Source organism: Sulfitobacter sp. OXR-159, from assembly GCF_034377145.1.
In the GTDB taxonomy this organism is placed as follows: Bacteria; Pseudomonadota; Alphaproteobacteria; order Rhodobacterales; family Rhodobacteraceae; genus Sulfitobacter.
Window position 1 is genome coordinate 1,323,583 of sequence record NZ_CP139707.1, and the last position, 13,005, is coordinate 1,336,587.

Genomic DNA, 13,005 nt, shown 5'->3' on the forward strand with positions numbered 1-13,005 from the left:
TTCTATCAATAGGCACGGGTGGGGCGGTCGAACACGCGGCGGCCAAAGGCCGAGGCGGTGAGGTCCACCATCAGTTGCGCGGTGCGGCCCCGCTCATCGAGGAAGGGGTTCAGTTCAACCAGATCGAGCGAGGTCATCAAGCCGCTGTCCGACAGCATCTCCATCACCAGATGGCCTTCGCGTACCGTGGCGCCGCCCGGCACGGTGGTGCCCACGGCAGGGGCAACGGAGGGGTCGAGGAAATCCACATCCAGCGAAACATGGAGCATGCCGCCCGCCGCTTCGACCTTATCAAGGAAGCGCTGTAAGGGTTTGGCGATACCGCTCTCGTCGATCTCGCGCATGTCGACGTAAGTGACGGTGGTCTCCTGCAAGGCGGCGCGCTCAAGCGCATCGACAGAGCGCAGCCCGATCATGGCGATATTGTCATGGGGCAGGGGCGTGTCGATCTTTGGAAAGCCGTCGAACCCCTCGCGCCCGGTGACATAGCCCAAGGGCGTGCCGTGCAGGTTGCCGCTGTCGCTGGTCTGCGGCGTGTGGAAATCCGTATGCGCGTCAAGCCAGAGCACGAAAAGCGGGCGGCCTGCCTTTTCGGCATGGCGCATTGCGCCCAAGACAGTGCCAAGCGCCAGCGCGTGGTCGCCGCCCATGAAGATCGGCAAGCCGTCGTCCATCGCCGCATCGGCGGCAGCGGCGAGGCTCTCTGTCCATGCGATGGTTTCTTCCAGCGCGTGCAGTTTCTCGTGCTCTTTCGCTTGGAAGGGCGCGGGGGCGACATTGCCGCGATCGGTGACGCTGTGGCCAAGATCGCGCAGGGCACGTTCGAGCCCCGCAGTGCGATAGGCATCCGGCCCCATCAGGCAGCCGCGACGGCGCTTGCCGCTGTCCAGCGGGACGCCCAGCAAGATACAGTTTTGTTGGTTCGACATGGGGGACTCCTGAGCTGTTTGAACTCAGATAATCCGCGCATCTGTCTAACGACAAGCCGTCAAACTGACCGTTTCGGGGGCGTTTTTGACAAACTGAAAGAAAGTTCTTCCAGTTTGTCAGTTTTTTTGCTGGTTAGGCCGCTTTGCGCGCCGCGGCGACCCAAAGACCGACCAAGACGAAAGAGAAGATCGCGTTCCAACCCGCCATCGAAAGGCCCAGAAACTGCCAGACGATCTCATCGCACATGACTAGACCGCTCGGGCCTTCGGTGGAGAGAAGCGACCCGCCGTCAAGGCTGCCCAAGTCCATGCCACCGCCGGTGCAGGAACTCGGCCCCGGCCACCAGCCCCATTCGACGCCTGCGTGATAAACGCCGATCAGCGCCGTCACCGCCGCCGCCAAGGCCCCCAGCCACGCCAGCACGCGCGGCCCGCCAAAGAGCACGATCGCCCCAATCAGCACTGCCGCCGCATGGGGCCACCGCTGCCAAAGGCACATCTGGCAAGGCGCGTAGCCGCCCAGATGCTGGAAACCAAAAGCACCCAGCAACAGCGCGGCTGAGCCGAGTGTTGCCAGCGAAGTCAAAGTCTTACCTGTCATAGAACCTTTACCACCATGAAGCCGCCAATCAGCAGGGCGACGGCCAATGTGAACATCAAACCCAAGCGCCGTTCAATGAAATCTCGGATCGGTGCGCCAAAGCGCCACAGCAGCCCCGCCACCACGAAGAACCGCAGCCCACGCGCAAGGATTGAGGTCATGATAAAGGTGCCCAGCGGCATCCCGGTCCAGCCCGACATGATCGTGATGACTTTGTACGGGAAGGGGGTGACCCCGGCGACCAGCACCGCCCAAAAGCCCATGTCGTTGAAGCGGGTGGAAAATTCTGCCATCGCGTCGGACTTGCCCAGACTCGCAAGGATCGGCTGTCCAAGGCTCTCAAAGGCCAGCCCGCCAATGGCATAGCCCAAAAGCCCGCCCAGAACGGAGGCCAGTAGCGCCACCCCCGCGATCAGCCACGCGCGGTTGGGCCGCGCGATAATCATCGGAATCATCAAGATATCAGGGGGGATCGGAAAGAAAGAACTTTCGACAAAAGCGACAACGGCAAGCGCCCAGAGGGCATGGCGATGTTGGGCCAAGCCCAGGGTCCAGTCATAAAGGCGGCGGATCATTTAGGGGGCTCCGGCTGTTTTATATGCCTCACCATGTCGCGCGACCAAGGTCAAGCGCAACGCTGTGCAGAAACAGGGTGAAAATCCACTTGCCCCACGCGCTTTTGCAGGCTACATCGCCCCACGTGCCCAAGTGGCGGAATGGTAGACGCAGGGGATTCAAAATCCCCCGCCGCAAGGCGTGCCGGTTCGAGTCCGGCCTTGGGTACCAATGGCTTACGCCATGCTCCGCATCCCCTGATATGCTCCACTCACAGTGGCCACTCACAGTTTCTGGGTTCGTTCACCCCCTGTTCGTTCCGATTCCTGCGGGCCTATTCACGGCGTTCCTGAGCGGCTTTCGATAGCTTCAAGCGGTTCGCTCGCTTGCGATAATAAACAACCATTTCCGCGCTCTGGTTTGTCACTGCTTGGATCTCAGCGTCACTCGCTCCGGCTTCTGCCAGTTCGATGATTGCCAGCTTGCGCAGGCCATGAAGTGTGAACGGCTTGGCATTGGGTCCGAGCGTTTCCCTCCAAGCTCTGAATGCTTTTTCGATGGCGCTGTATCCAACCGGCTCGCGTAGGTTCTTGGCCAGTAGGTATTCCCCTCGGCGGGGTAGCCCTGCGACAAATTCGCGGAGCCGCTTAGGACAGAAGGTTTCAAACAGTTCGCCGCCTTTTTCGTCCAGGACGAACATCGTTTCGCCTTTGAATTGATCGTGCGTCATGCAGATCGCGGCGTTCGGGCGTTGGCCGGTGCCAAGGATCAAGTGTGCAGCAGTCTGCACGTTGTCCGGCGCTGTATCGAGCTTCCCAATCATCCATGCGGGCCAAGGCTCGTAAGGGCTCTTTGGCTTGTATGATGCCAACTTCTTCGCAGGGTTTGCGCCGAGGGGCCAGTCGAGTTCACTGAGCGCATAGTTCCAAAGGATGGAGATGGTTTGCGCATATTTGCTGGCTTTGCGCGGCTGGTCGGCCATCTTCGCCAGCGCGGCCTTTAGGCCGGGGCGGGTGGTTCGTGCCATCGTTTTGTCGCCGTTCTTCTCAAGGATGCGATCCATGTCGCGGCGATAACTCGTCTTGGTCGATGCGGCGAGGTCTTGTTGAACGGTTATGTCTGCGCGCCATGCCTCTATGCACTCGCGCCATGTCTGCTTGGCTGGCGTCTTCTGGCGCTGGTCGCGCCCGGTGTGAAGTTCCCAATAGATCGTATCGAGGGTGCGCGCATCGCCTTGCCAATCTATGAGCCAAGTCTTCTCAGTCTGCTTGCCTGCAACCGTGTGTGTCACCCGGTAGTACGGCATCCATGCCGCCCGGTGCCGGTCCCACTTCCAGACCAACCGTTTCTTTTTGATCTGGGGCTTGGCTGGCTTCAAAGCTCAAAGTCCTCGTCTGGTTGTGCGGCACTGCCGTTCAGTATGGCTTCAATATCGCTTACGCGCCATCGATCGTGCCCGCCTAATCGACAGGGGGGCGGCAGAGCACCCGCACCAACCAACCGCCGGAACTCCGATGCGGGCAGGTCCAGCATCTTCGCGGCGGTGGTTTCTTTGACCGCAAGGCGGGGTACCTCGACGTTCATGTCGAAAGCTCCGGCTTCCAATCCTTCAATAGCTTGTTCCCCTTGCTCGAATTGCACGTCTGACAAGCGACAGTAAGGTTGTGTGCCTCATTACCACCGCCTTTGGAAAAGGGGTAAATGTGGTCGATGGCGAACGGGCCTTCGGTGTTTTTGAAATAGGCGCATGTTGGCCCGTCACGCTCAAATATCTCTCTGCGCTTTGCGGCAGATAGGTAACGGTTTGGCGGAGCGTCGCGCGGCAGATTCTTGATATTTTTGAGCCAAAACGCGGCTCTTTCGGCGCGCTCACGCGATGATTTCGTCTCAATTTTGACGGGGTTCTCGCTTTGGATATGCGCCTCAACAGCCTCGGCCAACTCCGGGAGGCGGTCACGTTCGAGGCGAATAGCGCTGCCAATCCGCACAAGGAATCCGTGGTTCTCAGCGGCGGTGCGCAGGCTGGCTTTGGGAACGCCCAGTTCCTCCGCAACTTCGTCGATCTTGCAAAGCTGGCTCATGCGTCCTTCCCCTCCCTCATTGCGGCGGTGTCGATCCCAAACGCTGCCATGATCTGCGCCGTGTAGTGGGCTTGGGCTACGGCTTTGAGCGGCGTTACGTCCTCGTCATGGAAGCCCCCCTGCAATTCAACAGATGTTGAACGAACGTGCTGCCACCATTTGACATTATCGCATGACACGAACTCCAGATAAGCCCCGGTGAAGTCGTCCGTATCGTCACAGATGAAATACCCGCCGCCTTGTACGAACGCTTGAGATATTACGGGCGCGTCTTTCGGGTGATCCTCCCAGACAAGCGGCTTCACCAGCCCCGGCAGTGCGTCGAGGCGGTCGGCATATTCCGCCATCAACTCCGCTATCTCTGCACGGCTTGCCGCGTGTGTCGGTGGGGTCTCCGCGATTGCGTTGGCCGTATCGCGCATCTCTTGGATCAGGTCGTCTAGTGCGTTACTCATGGCTGTCCTCCCCGGTGTCGATCCCGGCCAGCTCGGCTAGAAATTCCTTCACTGGATAGAAACCTCCCGCTCCTTGTACGCGATCCCACAGCGCCTGCGCGGCGTCTTGGTCGATCTTCGGGATGCCATCCGACAGTTGCAGCATGTCCCACAGCACCTTCGCCGCCTCCTGCGGTGTCATGGCGTCACATCGCTGCCCCTCGGCTACTTCGATAAGGGCGAGAATGCGTTTCGGGGCCATATAGGGGTGGCCTTTGCCTTGATCGCCCATGCGCTGCACAAGTGCTGCCGCCTCCCGCAGCGCGTCATTGCGGGCAATCCCCACCTCTCGTCGCATCCGCTTTCCCTCGGCCCGCATACCTACAAGGTCGTCTTCCAACTCCTTGATCCGCTCGGCTTGGGCGCGGTGTTCCTCGTCCAGCGCGTACCATGCGGCCTTCCAATCAAACGCCTCGCTTGAAATATCCACGGTCACACCAGCCCCCTTTCCTCAAGGATGCGCTGAGGTGCGGTCAGCGTGACCACGCCCCCGCGTACCCGGTTGCCCTCGACCTCGCACAGAGCAAGCGGGATCCACTGGTCTTCGCCATCCTCGTCGGCGCGGACGCATACGGCGCGATCCGTGGCGTGTTGGAAGATCACATCGATGTCATGGAGATCGGATTTCACGCTACGCTACCTTTCAGAGATTGTGAGGCGATAAGCTGGCAGGAAGCCAGCGAGGGGTTCATCTTGATCGCAGCCATGCCGCCGCGCAGGGCTTCGATGCGGTCAGCAAGGCGCTGCACCATTTCGTCATTGCACCCGATCTCCCGGGCCATCGCGATCAGCTCGCGGTCTTCTATGTATTTGGCAGTCATATGCCCTCCCTGTGTCGGTTTGCCCCGCCGCTCCCTCATGTGGAGGTGGCGCGAACGGCGGGGCGGTCTGGGGGTCCGACTTCACAAAATGCCCGCGTGTATGCGCGGTCGTCGTATGCCACTGGGTCGCCGTGGCCGCGTTATCCCCGTGATGGGGAACTCAATTCCTTGGCACTACGGTGCCGTCGACCTTGCGCTTCCACTTGGTGCCCTTCGATCCCGGAAGTCGCTGCTTCTTCTTCTCGATTCCGAGGTGCTTTGCCTTGACGCGGCGATCTTTGGACTTGGTGGCAACGTCGATGTTGGTCTTCGCGCGGTGGCAGCCGCGGCAGAGGCACTGGAAGTTCGTTTCGCGATTTTCGCCACCGTTGATAAGCGCGACGATGTGATCGAACTCTGGGTCTTCTCCGGCGACACCCAGCTTGCGCCCGCACTCAGCGCACTTGCCGCCGCAGCGGTCGAAGATGCGAATTTTAACGCGGGGCGGAAGTGCGGTGTTGTTGGTCTTTCCGACCCACTCGGGAACTTCTCTACTCATGATGTCTCCCTCAATGCTTTGCGCGCGACCTTCTGGGCCTGCGCGACTGAGCTTGTCGTGGCGATGTGGTGGAGATAGCGGCGCGCGTTTTCGAGCTTCTGACCGGGTGTCGGCTCATTGCTCGCAGGCGCGCGGCGCACACGTCTCTTGTGGCCGATCAGGAATAGCCAGATCAGGAGGCCCAGCATGGCGCCGCTACCGACTACCGCTCCGAATAAGAAGTTCATGTCTCCCCCATCTTCCCCATCTTCGCCAGTTCGTCGGCGGTGACGCCGATCATGTCGGCCAAATACTCAAGCATGTCTTGCTTGCTGCGTTTGAAAGCCTCGCCGCCCATTGCCTTCATGCTTTGACTGTGTGGCGTGTGGCAGTAGACGACGGTGCCCTCGATGTTGGTCAGCGCATAGCCGTGCATCCTGACGGCCAGACGCTCGGTGAAGGACGCCACGCGCTCGGCCCGGCGTTCATCGCCCACGGCAATCATGTCTGTGTCGCAATAGCCGGTGGCGATCAGTGCGTGTTTGCGCAGCGCTTCCGTAGAGACTGCGTAGGATGTTCCAAGGTGATGCTCGGGCAGGTTCATCCACGCGGTACGGACGAAGGCAAACTGGTGCTTGTGGCTTTTAGCTGACCGCTCTGGGTCCAAGTCGATATTCACAACCTGACCTTCGCCCAAGCGGTCGCAAATCTGTGCCATCGCATAGTTTCCGTCAGGGATAAGCGATTTCCCCGTCCATACCGCGCGAATGAGATCCTGCTCGCGCATTAGCCTTCGTCGCCCTTCGGCAGTTCCGCGATGAAGGATTGCAGTTCATCATAGAGCTCGGGCGATTGAGCTTTGATTTGGTCGACCTGCGTCTTGTAGAAATCCAGCACTTCATCGGCATAGCCCGCGCCTGCGTCCATCAGGTCGCCTTTGATGGCGCTCATAACTTGGTCGAACTTGCCCGGTTCAGGTTCCACAGGAGCCTTTTCCTGCTTCTCTGCCTCTTTCTCGGCGGGCTTTTCGACAGGCTTTGTTTCCTGCTTGGGCGCGGGCTTCTTCTCAGCAGGCTTATCTTCCTGCTTCGGTTCTTCCTTGACCTCGCCGGTCTGCGGATCGTGGTCGACGGTTTCTCCGGCGCTTTGGGGTGTTCCGTCCAGGTTTTCGGGCTCTGGTACGTCGGCCTCGCCTTCTTGATACTCGCCGTCGATGGTCGCGCCTTCATTGGGGTTCATCGCAAACTTGGCGTAGTCGACATGGGCGCCACCGTCATTATCGACAGCCACCGCATCGCGGAACTCAACGGACAGGGGCAGGTACTTCGACAAGGCGCGGATCGCGGTCTTCTTCGCCATCGCGTCTTCATGAGTGTGCCATGGGCTTTTCTCGGTTTTCCCGAACTTGACGGCAGACTGCCAGCCCTGCGACCCGTTGCGGATCTTCATAACCTTGGCCCAAGGCAGCACGACATAGGCGTGACCACCTTCCACGAATTTGGCGATAGCGTAGGCATGGAGGGGCTTGCCGTCCTCGGGGCCCGGAACATGACGCAAGCGCGCCTCTGTGCCTTCCTCGTACTCCCAGACTTCATCATCATCGTAATGGATGTGGGCGGAAATGCTGGTGATATGGCCAGAGCGGCGGGCGAGGTCGATCAGACCCTTATAGCCGATGATAAGCTGCACCTCGGGCACCTTCACCCAACGGCCATCAATCTTGCGGTTGTTGTCGAAGGGGATCAGATAAGCATGGCCCAGCACGGTGTTCGGCTCGAGGCCAAGGGCCGCGCATTGCATCAGAGCGCCAAGGAAAGAGAGCGGGTTGCACTCTTGCAGCTTGGGCGTGGTGCGGATCGCGTTGGCTGTGACGCGCATAAGGCGTTCGGGGCTCATATGATTGGCCGCGACCGTGCCTAGCTGTTCGCGCGCCATGTCGTTCAATAGGAGTTTTTGAACGCTATCCACTTGGCGAAGGGGTATTTTTGCTACTTGGCTCATATCATACAGCTTTCTGGTCTGCGGTGATGTCAGCACCGGGGATTGTGTCTGTTTCGATGTTGAAGGAGGCTTGGCGGGCTTCGCGCGCTGCGAGGTTGCGCAGACATTCCAGCACTTCGGGGCGTTCCTGGTAGCGCATGAACAGCAGGCGCGGGTTTGTGACAGTCACCTCAATGACCGTTCGCAAGGACGCTGTGCGGCCGCCTCCGGTGGCGCTGCCTACGTTTGCGGACTTCTTTGCAAAGCGTTCGGCGTCCTTTGCCTGCTTCTCCGCTTCCTTCTGAGCGGCTTCGGCTTCGACTTCGCCGGAAATGTCGTTCCGGGCTGCTGCTGCGGCGGCCTTGCGGTTGGCTTCTTCCTGCGCGGCCTGTGCCTCTGCGCGCCGCCGCTCGGCCTCGGCGTCCTTCTTGGCTTGCTCCTTCTTGAGCCATTCGGTCAGAAGGGGCTGCACCTTGGTGTTCGCCTTCTCCATCTTCTCAATGACGGGTTTGAACGCGGCCTGGACGGCTTTGCCCGCGTCGTCGTGCGGCTTCTTGGCTTTCTTTCGGGCTTCCTCCGCGATCTTCGCGCGTTTTTTGACCCCATCCATGAAGTCATTCAGAAGGGCGGCGTCTTCCTCGGTTTCCAGATCGCCATTCTCAAGCCATTGCGCGGCAGCTTCGAGGAACTTCTCCCCCGCGGCGTCCAGCTTCGCGACTTCCTCAGCGTCGAAGGGCGGCGGATTGTTTCCGCCGATCTTCGCGCGGTCGTTGGTTTCATCAAGCATATGCTTTTCTCCTTGGCAGTATGGCGTGTTCACTCAGATCAATGCGGGCATGGGTGGCCTGCATGATCGCGTTGGTCTTGTGTTCTTCGGTCAGGGCTTGGAACTCCTGCCGGGAAATGGGCTTTAGATATGACCAGTGGTCAGCAGGATCGCGGCGCCGGGTTCCGTTGACCTCGATGCAAAGCACCTCGTCTGAGGCAAGCTCTCCCGTCTCCGGGTCAATCTCGCGCTCTACGAAGATCCGCACGGGCACCCATGGGCCGCCGCGCACTAGCTTGCGCTTGTAGTAACCGGCTTCCGGCACTCCCTCGTGCATGGGCGGGTTCAGACCTGCCATTGCGGCGTTGTGCCAGCGATACAGTTCCGCGAAGGAGGAGGGTTTTCTCATGCCGACCTCCCGTGGTTCACATGAAAGCCAAGCTCTTGTTCGGCCTTCTTGCGCGCAGCCACAGCCTGATCTAAGTCTTTGAAATACCCAAGACAGATAGTTTTCCTGTTCTTGGTTATTTGAGCGGTCCAGCGGCTAGTCTGAGCAAACCAGTAAACCCCTGTATGACCACTAGAATTGTCCGATGGGCGCTTCTGGTTTTTCATGTTCTCGGAACGTGAAACCGAACGTAGGTTTACAATACGGTTATCTGACCGAACCCCATTGATGTGGTCTATTTGGTCTGCGGGCCATTCGCCGTTAACTAGCGCCCAAATCACTCTGTGGGCGAGTAGGCGTTTCTTGAAGACGGTACCGCATAAGTACCCATGCTTGTGTCGGATAAGAAATGCTTCCTGTCCCGCGTGGTGAGCATTCCAGACGTTTTTGGCTCTCTCCGGGTTTTTCCCCGAGAACAGGTCCGCTTTGCGCTCACGCCAGTACAACTTTCCAGTTTCAGCCTCATATCGAAGCAGAACCCGAAGAATATGAGGGGAAACTGTACGCATCATGCCTGCGCCTCTCCAAGCCACTCAGCCTTTGTCTTGGCCGGAATGAGCTTGTCCTGACGGACCATTTCACGGCGCCAATCGTCGGCCTTCTTTCGGGCGCGCATGGGTGTCTCTGCGTGGAACAGCCACGGGCAACCGTCGATGATGGCCATAGGCTTGCGATCCGGTTGGGTCAGGCAGGTGTAAACGTGGATCTCGCGCTGCGTGATTGGGATTACTTTGGCCATTAGTATGCCCCCCGGATGGTGAACGGCATTTCCGTTGCGTTGAAGTGCGCCAAGTTCGCCACGCCCTTGCTGACGATGTGACCACCAATCAGCGCAGCGACGGAAAGCATGAGGCCAGCAATAAACATCTGGACGGGCAGGGGCTTGTAGGGCACCGGTTTGCGATCCTGCGCGCGAACCTCGCGGGACGGCTGGGACAGCGTGATGATGTCTTCTTTGCGGAGCGGGATCATTGGGCTGCCCTCGCTTCTTCGCGCAGATGGGGCAGGACACCGACGAACACCTTACGGCGGCCATCACAGCGAACGCACCAGTCGGTGTAGCTTTCGCCGCGAACAGCGTCATAGCGCCGGATACCAGCAGGCTTGCCGCGGCATTCATTGCAGTGGACGTAACCGCTCAGGATCATTTCCGCGCATTCGGCGCAGATCGGATAACCAAAACGGTGGTTGTCGGACATCTGCTCGGGCAGGAGATCGTTCTTGCCGCATTCTTCGCAGATGCAATCCCCTACAGGGGTGAACCCGGTAGATGGGTGGAAGGCGGTGAACAGGGTCATGACGCCACCTGCTGCGCCGGTGGGCAACCACCAGAGTTGCCGCCCTTGATGATGGTGAAGTCGATGGGGTCCAGGTCGAAAACGTCAAACGCATCGCGCTCTATGTCCTCGATCAGACGGTTAAGGCGAGCGGGCGTAAGGCCGCGCTTCAAGCCTTCGGGAGTTATGTGTGCCAAGATCATTTCTTCCTCCTGTGCCGGGATTGGCTACAGAAAGAAGGTAATTAGGAAACTTCCTATGGTCAAGAAGTTTTTCGGAAACTTCCTAATATACAGCCGCGTTTAGTTTATGCTAACCAAGTTAACATTAGGGGGAGAACCATGAACATATTACGTCAAAAAAGCGCCACCGAGGTTAACTCAATGACGCGCGGTCAGCTTATTTTGCTGAAGATTGAGGTTCTTCGAGCGCTTCAGACCAAGCCTGAGCAGTTTTCAGAAGAAGTTCCCTCTGAGGGGCCGGCAACCTCTCAAAGAGAGCAATGATATCCGATTTAAGCTCTAAGTCTGTTGCTGTCTCGAACAGCGCAGCCAGTGGAACGTTCAATCCTTTAGCAATTTTCGCAAGGGTAACGATCTTCGGGCTTTGGCTCTTGCCGGACAGGATGTCATAGATACCTGTCGGGTTGATCTCGGCTGCTCTTGCCAGCTTTGCAGCGTCCATATGTCTGGCTTGCATCAAGTCTTTGATGTTCTTGGCAACGAGCATGTTTATCGGATCTCTTTCCATGAATAGGACATAACCTATTTAGGCGCTATCCGTCTAATTGGAAGTGTCCTAGGAAAAATGGTTGCTTGTCGTTAGGAAGTTTCCTAATATAGCGGCATGAATGTACAAGCCAGAAACCCTGAAATCGATAGTCTGGTTGCGGAAATTAACCGCTACCGCAAAGAGCATGGCGTATCCAAGACCGCATTCGGGGCTTGGGCCGTCAAAGATCCCAACCTGCTTCGCGACCTTGAGGGTGGCCGTGAATTGCGCTGGTCAACGATCCAAGCGATCCGCGACAAAATGGCGGGAGTTGCGCAATGACCCCCGTTATTTCAGCAGGGGTAGGCGTCCAGCAGGGCGAGATAGATCACCGTGGACGCGCCCCAATCAGCCGTATTCTGGTTCGCTCTCAGGTATTGGCCGAACAGCCGCGGTATCTCTGCGTTGGGGGCGTCGGGCGGGGGGCAATACTTGTCCAACCCGCCGAGACGACCAGCATCAGAGAACGCTTCATGCGCGCCTGTGGCATAGGCATAGCACTCTGCAACCTCAACGTCCGTCGTCTGGGCGCAGATGTCGTAGAGTTCGTTCGCGGTTATCATCTGGGCCGCCGCAGGCCCGCCAGCAAGAGCCAGCATAAGAGCAAGTTTTTTCATGGGATCGACTACACTCGATTCCCGCGCTCTGCGCAAGGCGGTGCCGCATGAGCGCCCGGGCTAATGAGTTCTTGGTCTGGCGGGCGGGCACGTCCGTCAACTGGGATTGCACTCAGAAAGACATCGCCGCCGAGGTCGGTCTATCGGTTGGCGCGGTCAGGGCGATCATGAAGCGCCGGGGATGGTCGTGCAATCATGTGGGGCAGGACCAAGACCCCTACGCCTATGCTCACCTTCACACCAATGCGCGGCATCATCCAACCCTCCGCGAACTGGGGGTCGAGATATGATTGAGACGCAGAACGCCAAGATCCTCGCACACTTGCAGGCGGGTCGATCGATCACCTTCTGGGAGGCCGTCGAGAACTTCGGCGTGATGCACCTTCCGCGCCGCATCCTCGATCTCAAGGAAGCCGGTCACACCATCGGTGACGACTGGGTGAAGCAGAACGGCAAGCGGTTCAAACGCTGGTTTCTCATTAAATCCGCGCCCCAAAAGGCGCCAGAACAAGGGGCATTGCTATGACACCTGCTCAAGTCGCTGCGCGCGAGAACGATGCCGCGCGCCGTTTCTGGGGTTCTCAAGAGGCCGAGGCTACCCGCCCCAAAGGGGTCGCGGAAAAGATCGTCCCCCTTCTGGGTAGCGGCATCAGTCGCAAGGAGGCGGCCCGCATCATCGGTTGCACACCTCCGGCCATCACCAATGCCTTGCGTAAGATCGGGGGTGCGCTGTGAAAACAACCGCTCGGCGTGACGGTGACAACATCATCGTCACCATCCCGATAGACGAGGTGCAGGCACTTCGCGTGGCTCTACAGCCCTGCCAGTGCAAGCACGTCAAGTCGATTGCCACCGCTGAACTGCGCACTGCCTTCGTGAAGGGGTTGGGCCGCGCCATGTTCATCAAGCAGCGCCCAATGAGCGGAGCGTGAAGCATGGCGGCGAACAGGGCTCAGGATCAGCGCCTTCTTGAAATGGTCCGGGCCCGCGCCGCCGGAGCAACCATTCGCGGGATGGAAGAACGGTTCGGGGTTCCCGGTTCCGGCATCACCACCCGAACCAACAAGGTGATGGACGCCGATCTGGCGCACAGCACCGGAGAGAAACCAACCACCATCAAGGCGGCGTACTGGCCGCGCAGGGAGTGA

29 protein-coding genes and 1 tRNA gene are annotated in these 13,005 nt (G+C 59.0%); 7 read left to right on the plus strand and 23 right to left on the minus strand.

From position 1 onward, the window contains the following. Positions 1-5 precede the first annotated feature (5 nt). The 3 genes from rocF to T8A63_RS06515 all read right to left on the minus strand — a co-directional run bounded on the left by rocF (position 6) and on the right by T8A63_RS06515 (position 2,105). Positions 6-929 carry an arginase gene (rocF, locus tag T8A63_RS06505; RefSeq protein WP_067630351.1) on the minus strand — a complete coding sequence of 308 codons (924 nt, stop codon included), beginning with the start codon at positions 927-929 and terminating at the stop codon, positions 6-8. A gap of 133 nt (positions 930-1,062) precedes the next feature. After that, complete coding sequence (locus tag T8A63_RS06510; RefSeq protein WP_132444561.1) at positions 1,063-1,530, minus strand: disulfide bond formation protein B; 468 nt, start codon at positions 1,528-1,530, stop codon at positions 1,063-1,065. Beyond that, complete coding sequence (locus tag T8A63_RS06515; protein WP_067941874.1) at positions 1,527-2,105, minus strand: YqaA family protein; 579 nt, start codon at positions 2,103-2,105, stop codon at positions 1,527-1,529. Before T8A63_RS06515 ends, T8A63_RS06510 begins: the two co-directional genes overlap by 4 nt. Positions 2,106-2,232: 127 nt before the next feature. On the opposite strand from T8A63_RS06515, the gene T8A63_RS06520 reads away from it, so the two are divergent. Continuing rightward, positions 2,233-2,316, plus strand: a tRNA-Leu gene (locus T8A63_RS06520). Positions 2,317-2,419: 103 nt separating this feature from the next. On the opposite strand, the gene T8A63_RS06525 is transcribed toward T8A63_RS06520, so the two are convergent. From T8A63_RS06525 to T8A63_RS06615, 19 genes are all read right to left on the minus strand, one after another. Then, the gene (locus tag T8A63_RS06525; RefSeq protein WP_322345319.1) at positions 2,420-3,463 is read right to left on the minus strand and encodes a tyrosine-type recombinase/integrase; all 1,044 of its coding nucleotides are present in this window, start codon (positions 3,461-3,463) and stop codon (positions 2,420-2,422) included. Continuing rightward, positions 3,460-3,669, minus strand: coding sequence for a helix-turn-helix domain-containing protein (locus T8A63_RS06530; RefSeq protein WP_322345320.1), 210 nt, complete (start codon positions 3,667-3,669; stop codon positions 3,460-3,462). Before T8A63_RS06530 ends, T8A63_RS06525 begins: the two co-directional genes overlap by 4 nt. Further along, a complete protein-coding gene (locus T8A63_RS06535) occupies positions 3,666-4,166 on the minus strand; it encodes an HNH endonuclease (protein ID WP_322345321.1) in 501 nt (166 codons plus the stop codon). Before T8A63_RS06535 ends, T8A63_RS06530 begins: the two co-directional genes overlap by 4 nt. Further along, complete coding sequence (locus T8A63_RS06540) at positions 4,163-4,621, minus strand: hypothetical protein (RefSeq protein WP_322345322.1); 459 nt, start codon at positions 4,619-4,621, stop codon at positions 4,163-4,165. Before T8A63_RS06540 ends, T8A63_RS06535 begins: the two co-directional genes overlap by 4 nt. Next, positions 4,614-5,096 carry a hypothetical protein gene (locus T8A63_RS06545; protein WP_322345323.1) on the minus strand — a complete coding sequence of 161 codons (483 nt, stop codon included), beginning with the start codon at positions 5,094-5,096 and terminating at the stop codon, positions 4,614-4,616. The genes T8A63_RS06540 and T8A63_RS06545 overlap by 8 nt, the downstream gene beginning before the upstream one ends. Further along, complete coding sequence (locus T8A63_RS06550; protein WP_322345324.1) at positions 5,093-5,290, minus strand: hypothetical protein; 198 nt, start codon at positions 5,288-5,290, stop codon at positions 5,093-5,095. Before T8A63_RS06550 ends, T8A63_RS06545 begins: the two co-directional genes overlap by 4 nt. Further along, positions 5,287-5,481 carry a hypothetical protein gene (locus T8A63_RS06555; protein ID WP_209218118.1) on the minus strand — a complete coding sequence of 65 codons (195 nt, stop codon included), beginning with the start codon at positions 5,479-5,481 and terminating at the stop codon, positions 5,287-5,289. Before T8A63_RS06555 ends, T8A63_RS06550 begins: the two co-directional genes overlap by 4 nt. A gap of 160 nt (positions 5,482-5,641) precedes the next feature. Beyond that, a complete protein-coding gene (locus T8A63_RS06560; RefSeq protein ID WP_322345325.1) occupies positions 5,642-6,019 on the minus strand; it encodes an HNH endonuclease in 378 nt (125 codons plus the stop codon). Continuing rightward, positions 6,016-6,246: a hypothetical protein gene (locus T8A63_RS06565; protein WP_209218122.1), complete on the minus strand. Its 231-nt coding sequence runs from the start codon at positions 6,244-6,246 to the stop codon at positions 6,016-6,018. Before T8A63_RS06565 ends, T8A63_RS06560 begins: the two co-directional genes overlap by 4 nt. Beyond that, complete coding sequence (locus tag T8A63_RS06570) at positions 6,243-6,716, minus strand: hypothetical protein (RefSeq protein ID WP_322345326.1); 474 nt, start codon at positions 6,714-6,716, stop codon at positions 6,243-6,245. Before T8A63_RS06570 ends, T8A63_RS06565 begins: the two co-directional genes overlap by 4 nt. Positions 6,717-6,784: 68 nt before the next feature. Then, positions 6,785-7,999, minus strand: a complete 1,215-nt coding sequence (locus tag T8A63_RS06575) for a recombinase RecT (RefSeq protein ID WP_322345327.1) — start codon at positions 7,997-7,999, stop codon at positions 6,785-6,787. A 1-nt stretch (position 8,000) separates the two neighbouring features. Continuing rightward, positions 8,001-8,765 carry a hypothetical protein gene (locus T8A63_RS06580; protein WP_322345328.1) on the minus strand — a complete coding sequence of 255 codons (765 nt, stop codon included), beginning with the start codon at positions 8,763-8,765 and terminating at the stop codon, positions 8,001-8,003. Beyond that, positions 8,758-9,153 (minus strand): hypothetical protein, encoded by a 396-nt coding sequence (locus T8A63_RS06585; protein ID WP_322345329.1) that lies wholly within the window; start codon positions 9,151-9,153, stop codon positions 8,758-8,760. Before T8A63_RS06585 ends, T8A63_RS06580 begins: the two co-directional genes overlap by 8 nt. Further along, positions 9,150-9,704: an HNH endonuclease signature motif containing protein gene (locus T8A63_RS06590; RefSeq protein WP_322345330.1), complete on the minus strand. Its 555-nt coding sequence runs from the start codon at positions 9,702-9,704 to the stop codon at positions 9,150-9,152. Before T8A63_RS06590 ends, T8A63_RS06585 begins: the two co-directional genes overlap by 4 nt. Continuing rightward, entirely contained in the window at positions 9,701-9,931 is a 231-nt protein-coding gene (locus T8A63_RS06595; protein ID WP_322345331.1) for a hypothetical protein, read from the minus strand. The genes T8A63_RS06590 and T8A63_RS06595 overlap by 4 nt, the downstream gene beginning before the upstream one ends. After that, the gene (locus T8A63_RS06600) at positions 9,931-10,164 is read right to left on the minus strand and encodes a hypothetical protein (protein ID WP_322345332.1); all 234 of its coding nucleotides are present in this window, start codon (positions 10,162-10,164) and stop codon (positions 9,931-9,933) included. The genes T8A63_RS06595 and T8A63_RS06600 overlap by 1 nt, the downstream gene beginning before the upstream one ends. Beyond that, positions 10,161-10,490 carry a hypothetical protein gene (locus T8A63_RS06605; RefSeq protein WP_209218131.1) on the minus strand — a complete coding sequence of 110 codons (330 nt, stop codon included), beginning with the start codon at positions 10,488-10,490 and terminating at the stop codon, positions 10,161-10,163. The genes T8A63_RS06600 and T8A63_RS06605 overlap by 4 nt, the downstream gene beginning before the upstream one ends. Further along, entirely contained in the window at positions 10,487-10,672 is a 186-nt protein-coding gene (locus tag T8A63_RS06610) for a hypothetical protein (RefSeq protein WP_322345333.1), read from the minus strand. The genes T8A63_RS06605 and T8A63_RS06610 overlap by 4 nt, the downstream gene beginning before the upstream one ends. A 196-nt stretch (positions 10,673-10,868) precedes the next feature. Continuing rightward, a complete protein-coding gene (locus tag T8A63_RS06615) occupies positions 10,869-11,198 on the minus strand; it encodes a helix-turn-helix transcriptional regulator (protein ID WP_322345334.1) in 330 nt (109 codons plus the stop codon). 117 nt (positions 11,199-11,315) lie between these two features. On the opposite strand from T8A63_RS06615, the gene T8A63_RS06620 reads away from it, so the two are divergent. Next, positions 11,316-11,522: a hypothetical protein gene (locus tag T8A63_RS06620; protein ID WP_322345335.1), complete on the plus strand. Its 207-nt coding sequence runs from the start codon at positions 11,316-11,318 to the stop codon at positions 11,520-11,522. Between the two features lie 11 nt (positions 11,523-11,533). Here T8A63_RS06620 and T8A63_RS06625 read toward each other — a convergent pair whose 3' ends face one another. Then, positions 11,534-11,857: a Rap1a/Tai family immunity protein gene (locus T8A63_RS06625; protein ID WP_322345336.1), complete on the minus strand. Its 324-nt coding sequence runs from the start codon at positions 11,855-11,857 to the stop codon at positions 11,534-11,536. 17 nt (positions 11,858-11,874) lie between these two features. Here T8A63_RS06625 and T8A63_RS06630 point away from each other — a divergent pair, with 17 nt between their 5' ends. The 5 genes from T8A63_RS06630 to T8A63_RS06650 are packed head-to-tail and all read left to right on the plus strand — an operon-like array spanning position 11,875 to position 13,005. Further along, entirely contained in the window at positions 11,875-12,147 is a 273-nt protein-coding gene (locus T8A63_RS06630; RefSeq protein WP_416153244.1) for a transposase family protein, read from the plus strand. Continuing rightward, the gene (locus T8A63_RS06635; RefSeq protein WP_322345338.1) at positions 12,144-12,383 is read left to right on the plus strand and encodes a helix-turn-helix domain-containing protein; all 240 of its coding nucleotides are present in this window, start codon (positions 12,144-12,146) and stop codon (positions 12,381-12,383) included. The genes T8A63_RS06630 and T8A63_RS06635 overlap by 4 nt, the downstream gene beginning before the upstream one ends. After that, positions 12,380-12,592, plus strand: a complete 213-nt coding sequence (locus T8A63_RS06640; protein ID WP_209218138.1) for a hypothetical protein — start codon at positions 12,380-12,382, stop codon at positions 12,590-12,592. The genes T8A63_RS06635 and T8A63_RS06640 overlap by 4 nt, the downstream gene beginning before the upstream one ends. Further along, complete coding sequence (locus tag T8A63_RS06645; protein WP_209218139.1) at positions 12,589-12,789, plus strand: hypothetical protein; 201 nt, start codon at positions 12,589-12,591, stop codon at positions 12,787-12,789. Before T8A63_RS06640 ends, T8A63_RS06645 begins: the two co-directional genes overlap by 4 nt. A 3-nt stretch (positions 12,790-12,792) precedes the next feature. Then, complete coding sequence (locus T8A63_RS06650; protein ID WP_322345339.1) at positions 12,793-13,005, plus strand: hypothetical protein; 213 nt, start codon at positions 12,793-12,795, stop codon at positions 13,003-13,005.

Coding starts and splice junctions, on each gene's coding strand:
- rocF (WP_067630351.1), bottom strand. CDS start 929: ATGTCGAACCAACAAAACTGTATCTTGCTGGGCGTCCCGCTGGACAGC.
- T8A63_RS06510 (WP_132444561.1), bottom strand. CDS start 1,530: ATGACAGGTAAGACTTTGACTTCGCTGGCAACACTCGGCTCAGCCGCG.
- T8A63_RS06515 (WP_067941874.1), bottom strand. CDS start 2,105: ATGATCCGCCGCCTTTATGACTGGACCCTGGGCTTGGCCCAACATCGC.
- T8A63_RS06530 (WP_322345320.1), bottom strand. CDS start 3,669: ATGAACGTCGAGGTACCCCGCCTTGCGGTCAAAGAAACCACCGCCGCG.
- T8A63_RS06535 (WP_322345321.1), bottom strand. CDS start 4,166: ATGAGCCAGCTTTGCAAGATCGACGAAGTTGCGGAGGAACTGGGCGTT.
- T8A63_RS06540 (WP_322345322.1), bottom strand. CDS start 4,621: ATGAGTAACGCACTAGACGACCTGATCCAAGAGATGCGCGATACGGCC.
- T8A63_RS06555 (WP_209218118.1), bottom strand. CDS start 5,481: ATGACTGCCAAATACATAGAAGACCGCGAGCTGATCGCGATGGCCCGG.
- T8A63_RS06560 (WP_322345325.1), bottom strand. CDS start 6,019: ATGAGTAGAGAAGTTCCCGAGTGGGTCGGAAAGACCAACAACACCGCA.
- T8A63_RS06565 (WP_209218122.1), bottom strand. CDS start 6,246: ATGAACTTCTTATTCGGAGCGGTAGTCGGTAGCGGCGCCATGCTGGGC.
- T8A63_RS06570 (WP_322345326.1), bottom strand. CDS start 6,716: ATGGCACAGATTTGCGACCGCTTGGGCGAAGGTCAGGTTGTGAATATC.
- T8A63_RS06575 (WP_322345327.1), bottom strand. CDS start 7,999: ATGAGCCAAGTAGCAAAAATACCCCTTCGCCAAGTGGATAGCGTTCAA.
- T8A63_RS06580 (WP_322345328.1), bottom strand. CDS start 8,765: ATGCTTGATGAAACCAACGACCGCGCGAAGATCGGCGGAAACAATCCG.
- T8A63_RS06585 (WP_322345329.1), bottom strand. CDS start 9,153: ATGAGAAAACCCTCCTCCTTCGCGGAACTGTATCGCTGGCACAACGCC.
- T8A63_RS06590 (WP_322345330.1), bottom strand. CDS start 9,704: ATGATGCGTACAGTTTCCCCTCATATTCTTCGGGTTCTGCTTCGATAT.
- T8A63_RS06595 (WP_322345331.1), bottom strand. CDS start 9,931: ATGGCCAAAGTAATCCCAATCACGCAGCGCGAGATCCACGTTTACACC.
- T8A63_RS06600 (WP_322345332.1), bottom strand. CDS start 10,164: ATGATCCCGCTCCGCAAAGAAGACATCATCACGCTGTCCCAGCCGTCC.
- T8A63_RS06605 (WP_209218131.1), bottom strand. CDS start 10,490: ATGACCCTGTTCACCGCCTTCCACCCATCTACCGGGTTCACCCCTGTA.
- T8A63_RS06610 (WP_322345333.1), bottom strand. CDS start 10,672: ATGATCTTGGCACACATAACTCCCGAAGGCTTGAAGCGCGGCCTTACG.
- T8A63_RS06615 (WP_322345334.1), bottom strand. CDS start 11,198: ATGCTCGTTGCCAAGAACATCAAAGACTTGATGCAAGCCAGACATATG.
- T8A63_RS06620 (WP_322345335.1), top strand. CDS start 11,316: ATGAATGTACAAGCCAGAAACCCTGAAATCGATAGTCTGGTTGCGGAA.
- T8A63_RS06625 (WP_322345336.1), bottom strand. CDS start 11,857: ATGAAAAAACTTGCTCTTATGCTGGCTCTTGCTGGCGGGCCTGCGGCG.
- T8A63_RS06635 (WP_322345338.1), top strand. CDS start 12,144: ATGATTGAGACGCAGAACGCCAAGATCCTCGCACACTTGCAGGCGGGT.
- T8A63_RS06640 (WP_209218138.1), top strand. CDS start 12,380: ATGACACCTGCTCAAGTCGCTGCGCGCGAGAACGATGCCGCGCGCCGT.
- T8A63_RS06650 (WP_322345339.1), top strand. CDS start 12,793: ATGGCGGCGAACAGGGCTCAGGATCAGCGCCTTCTTGAAATGGTCCGG.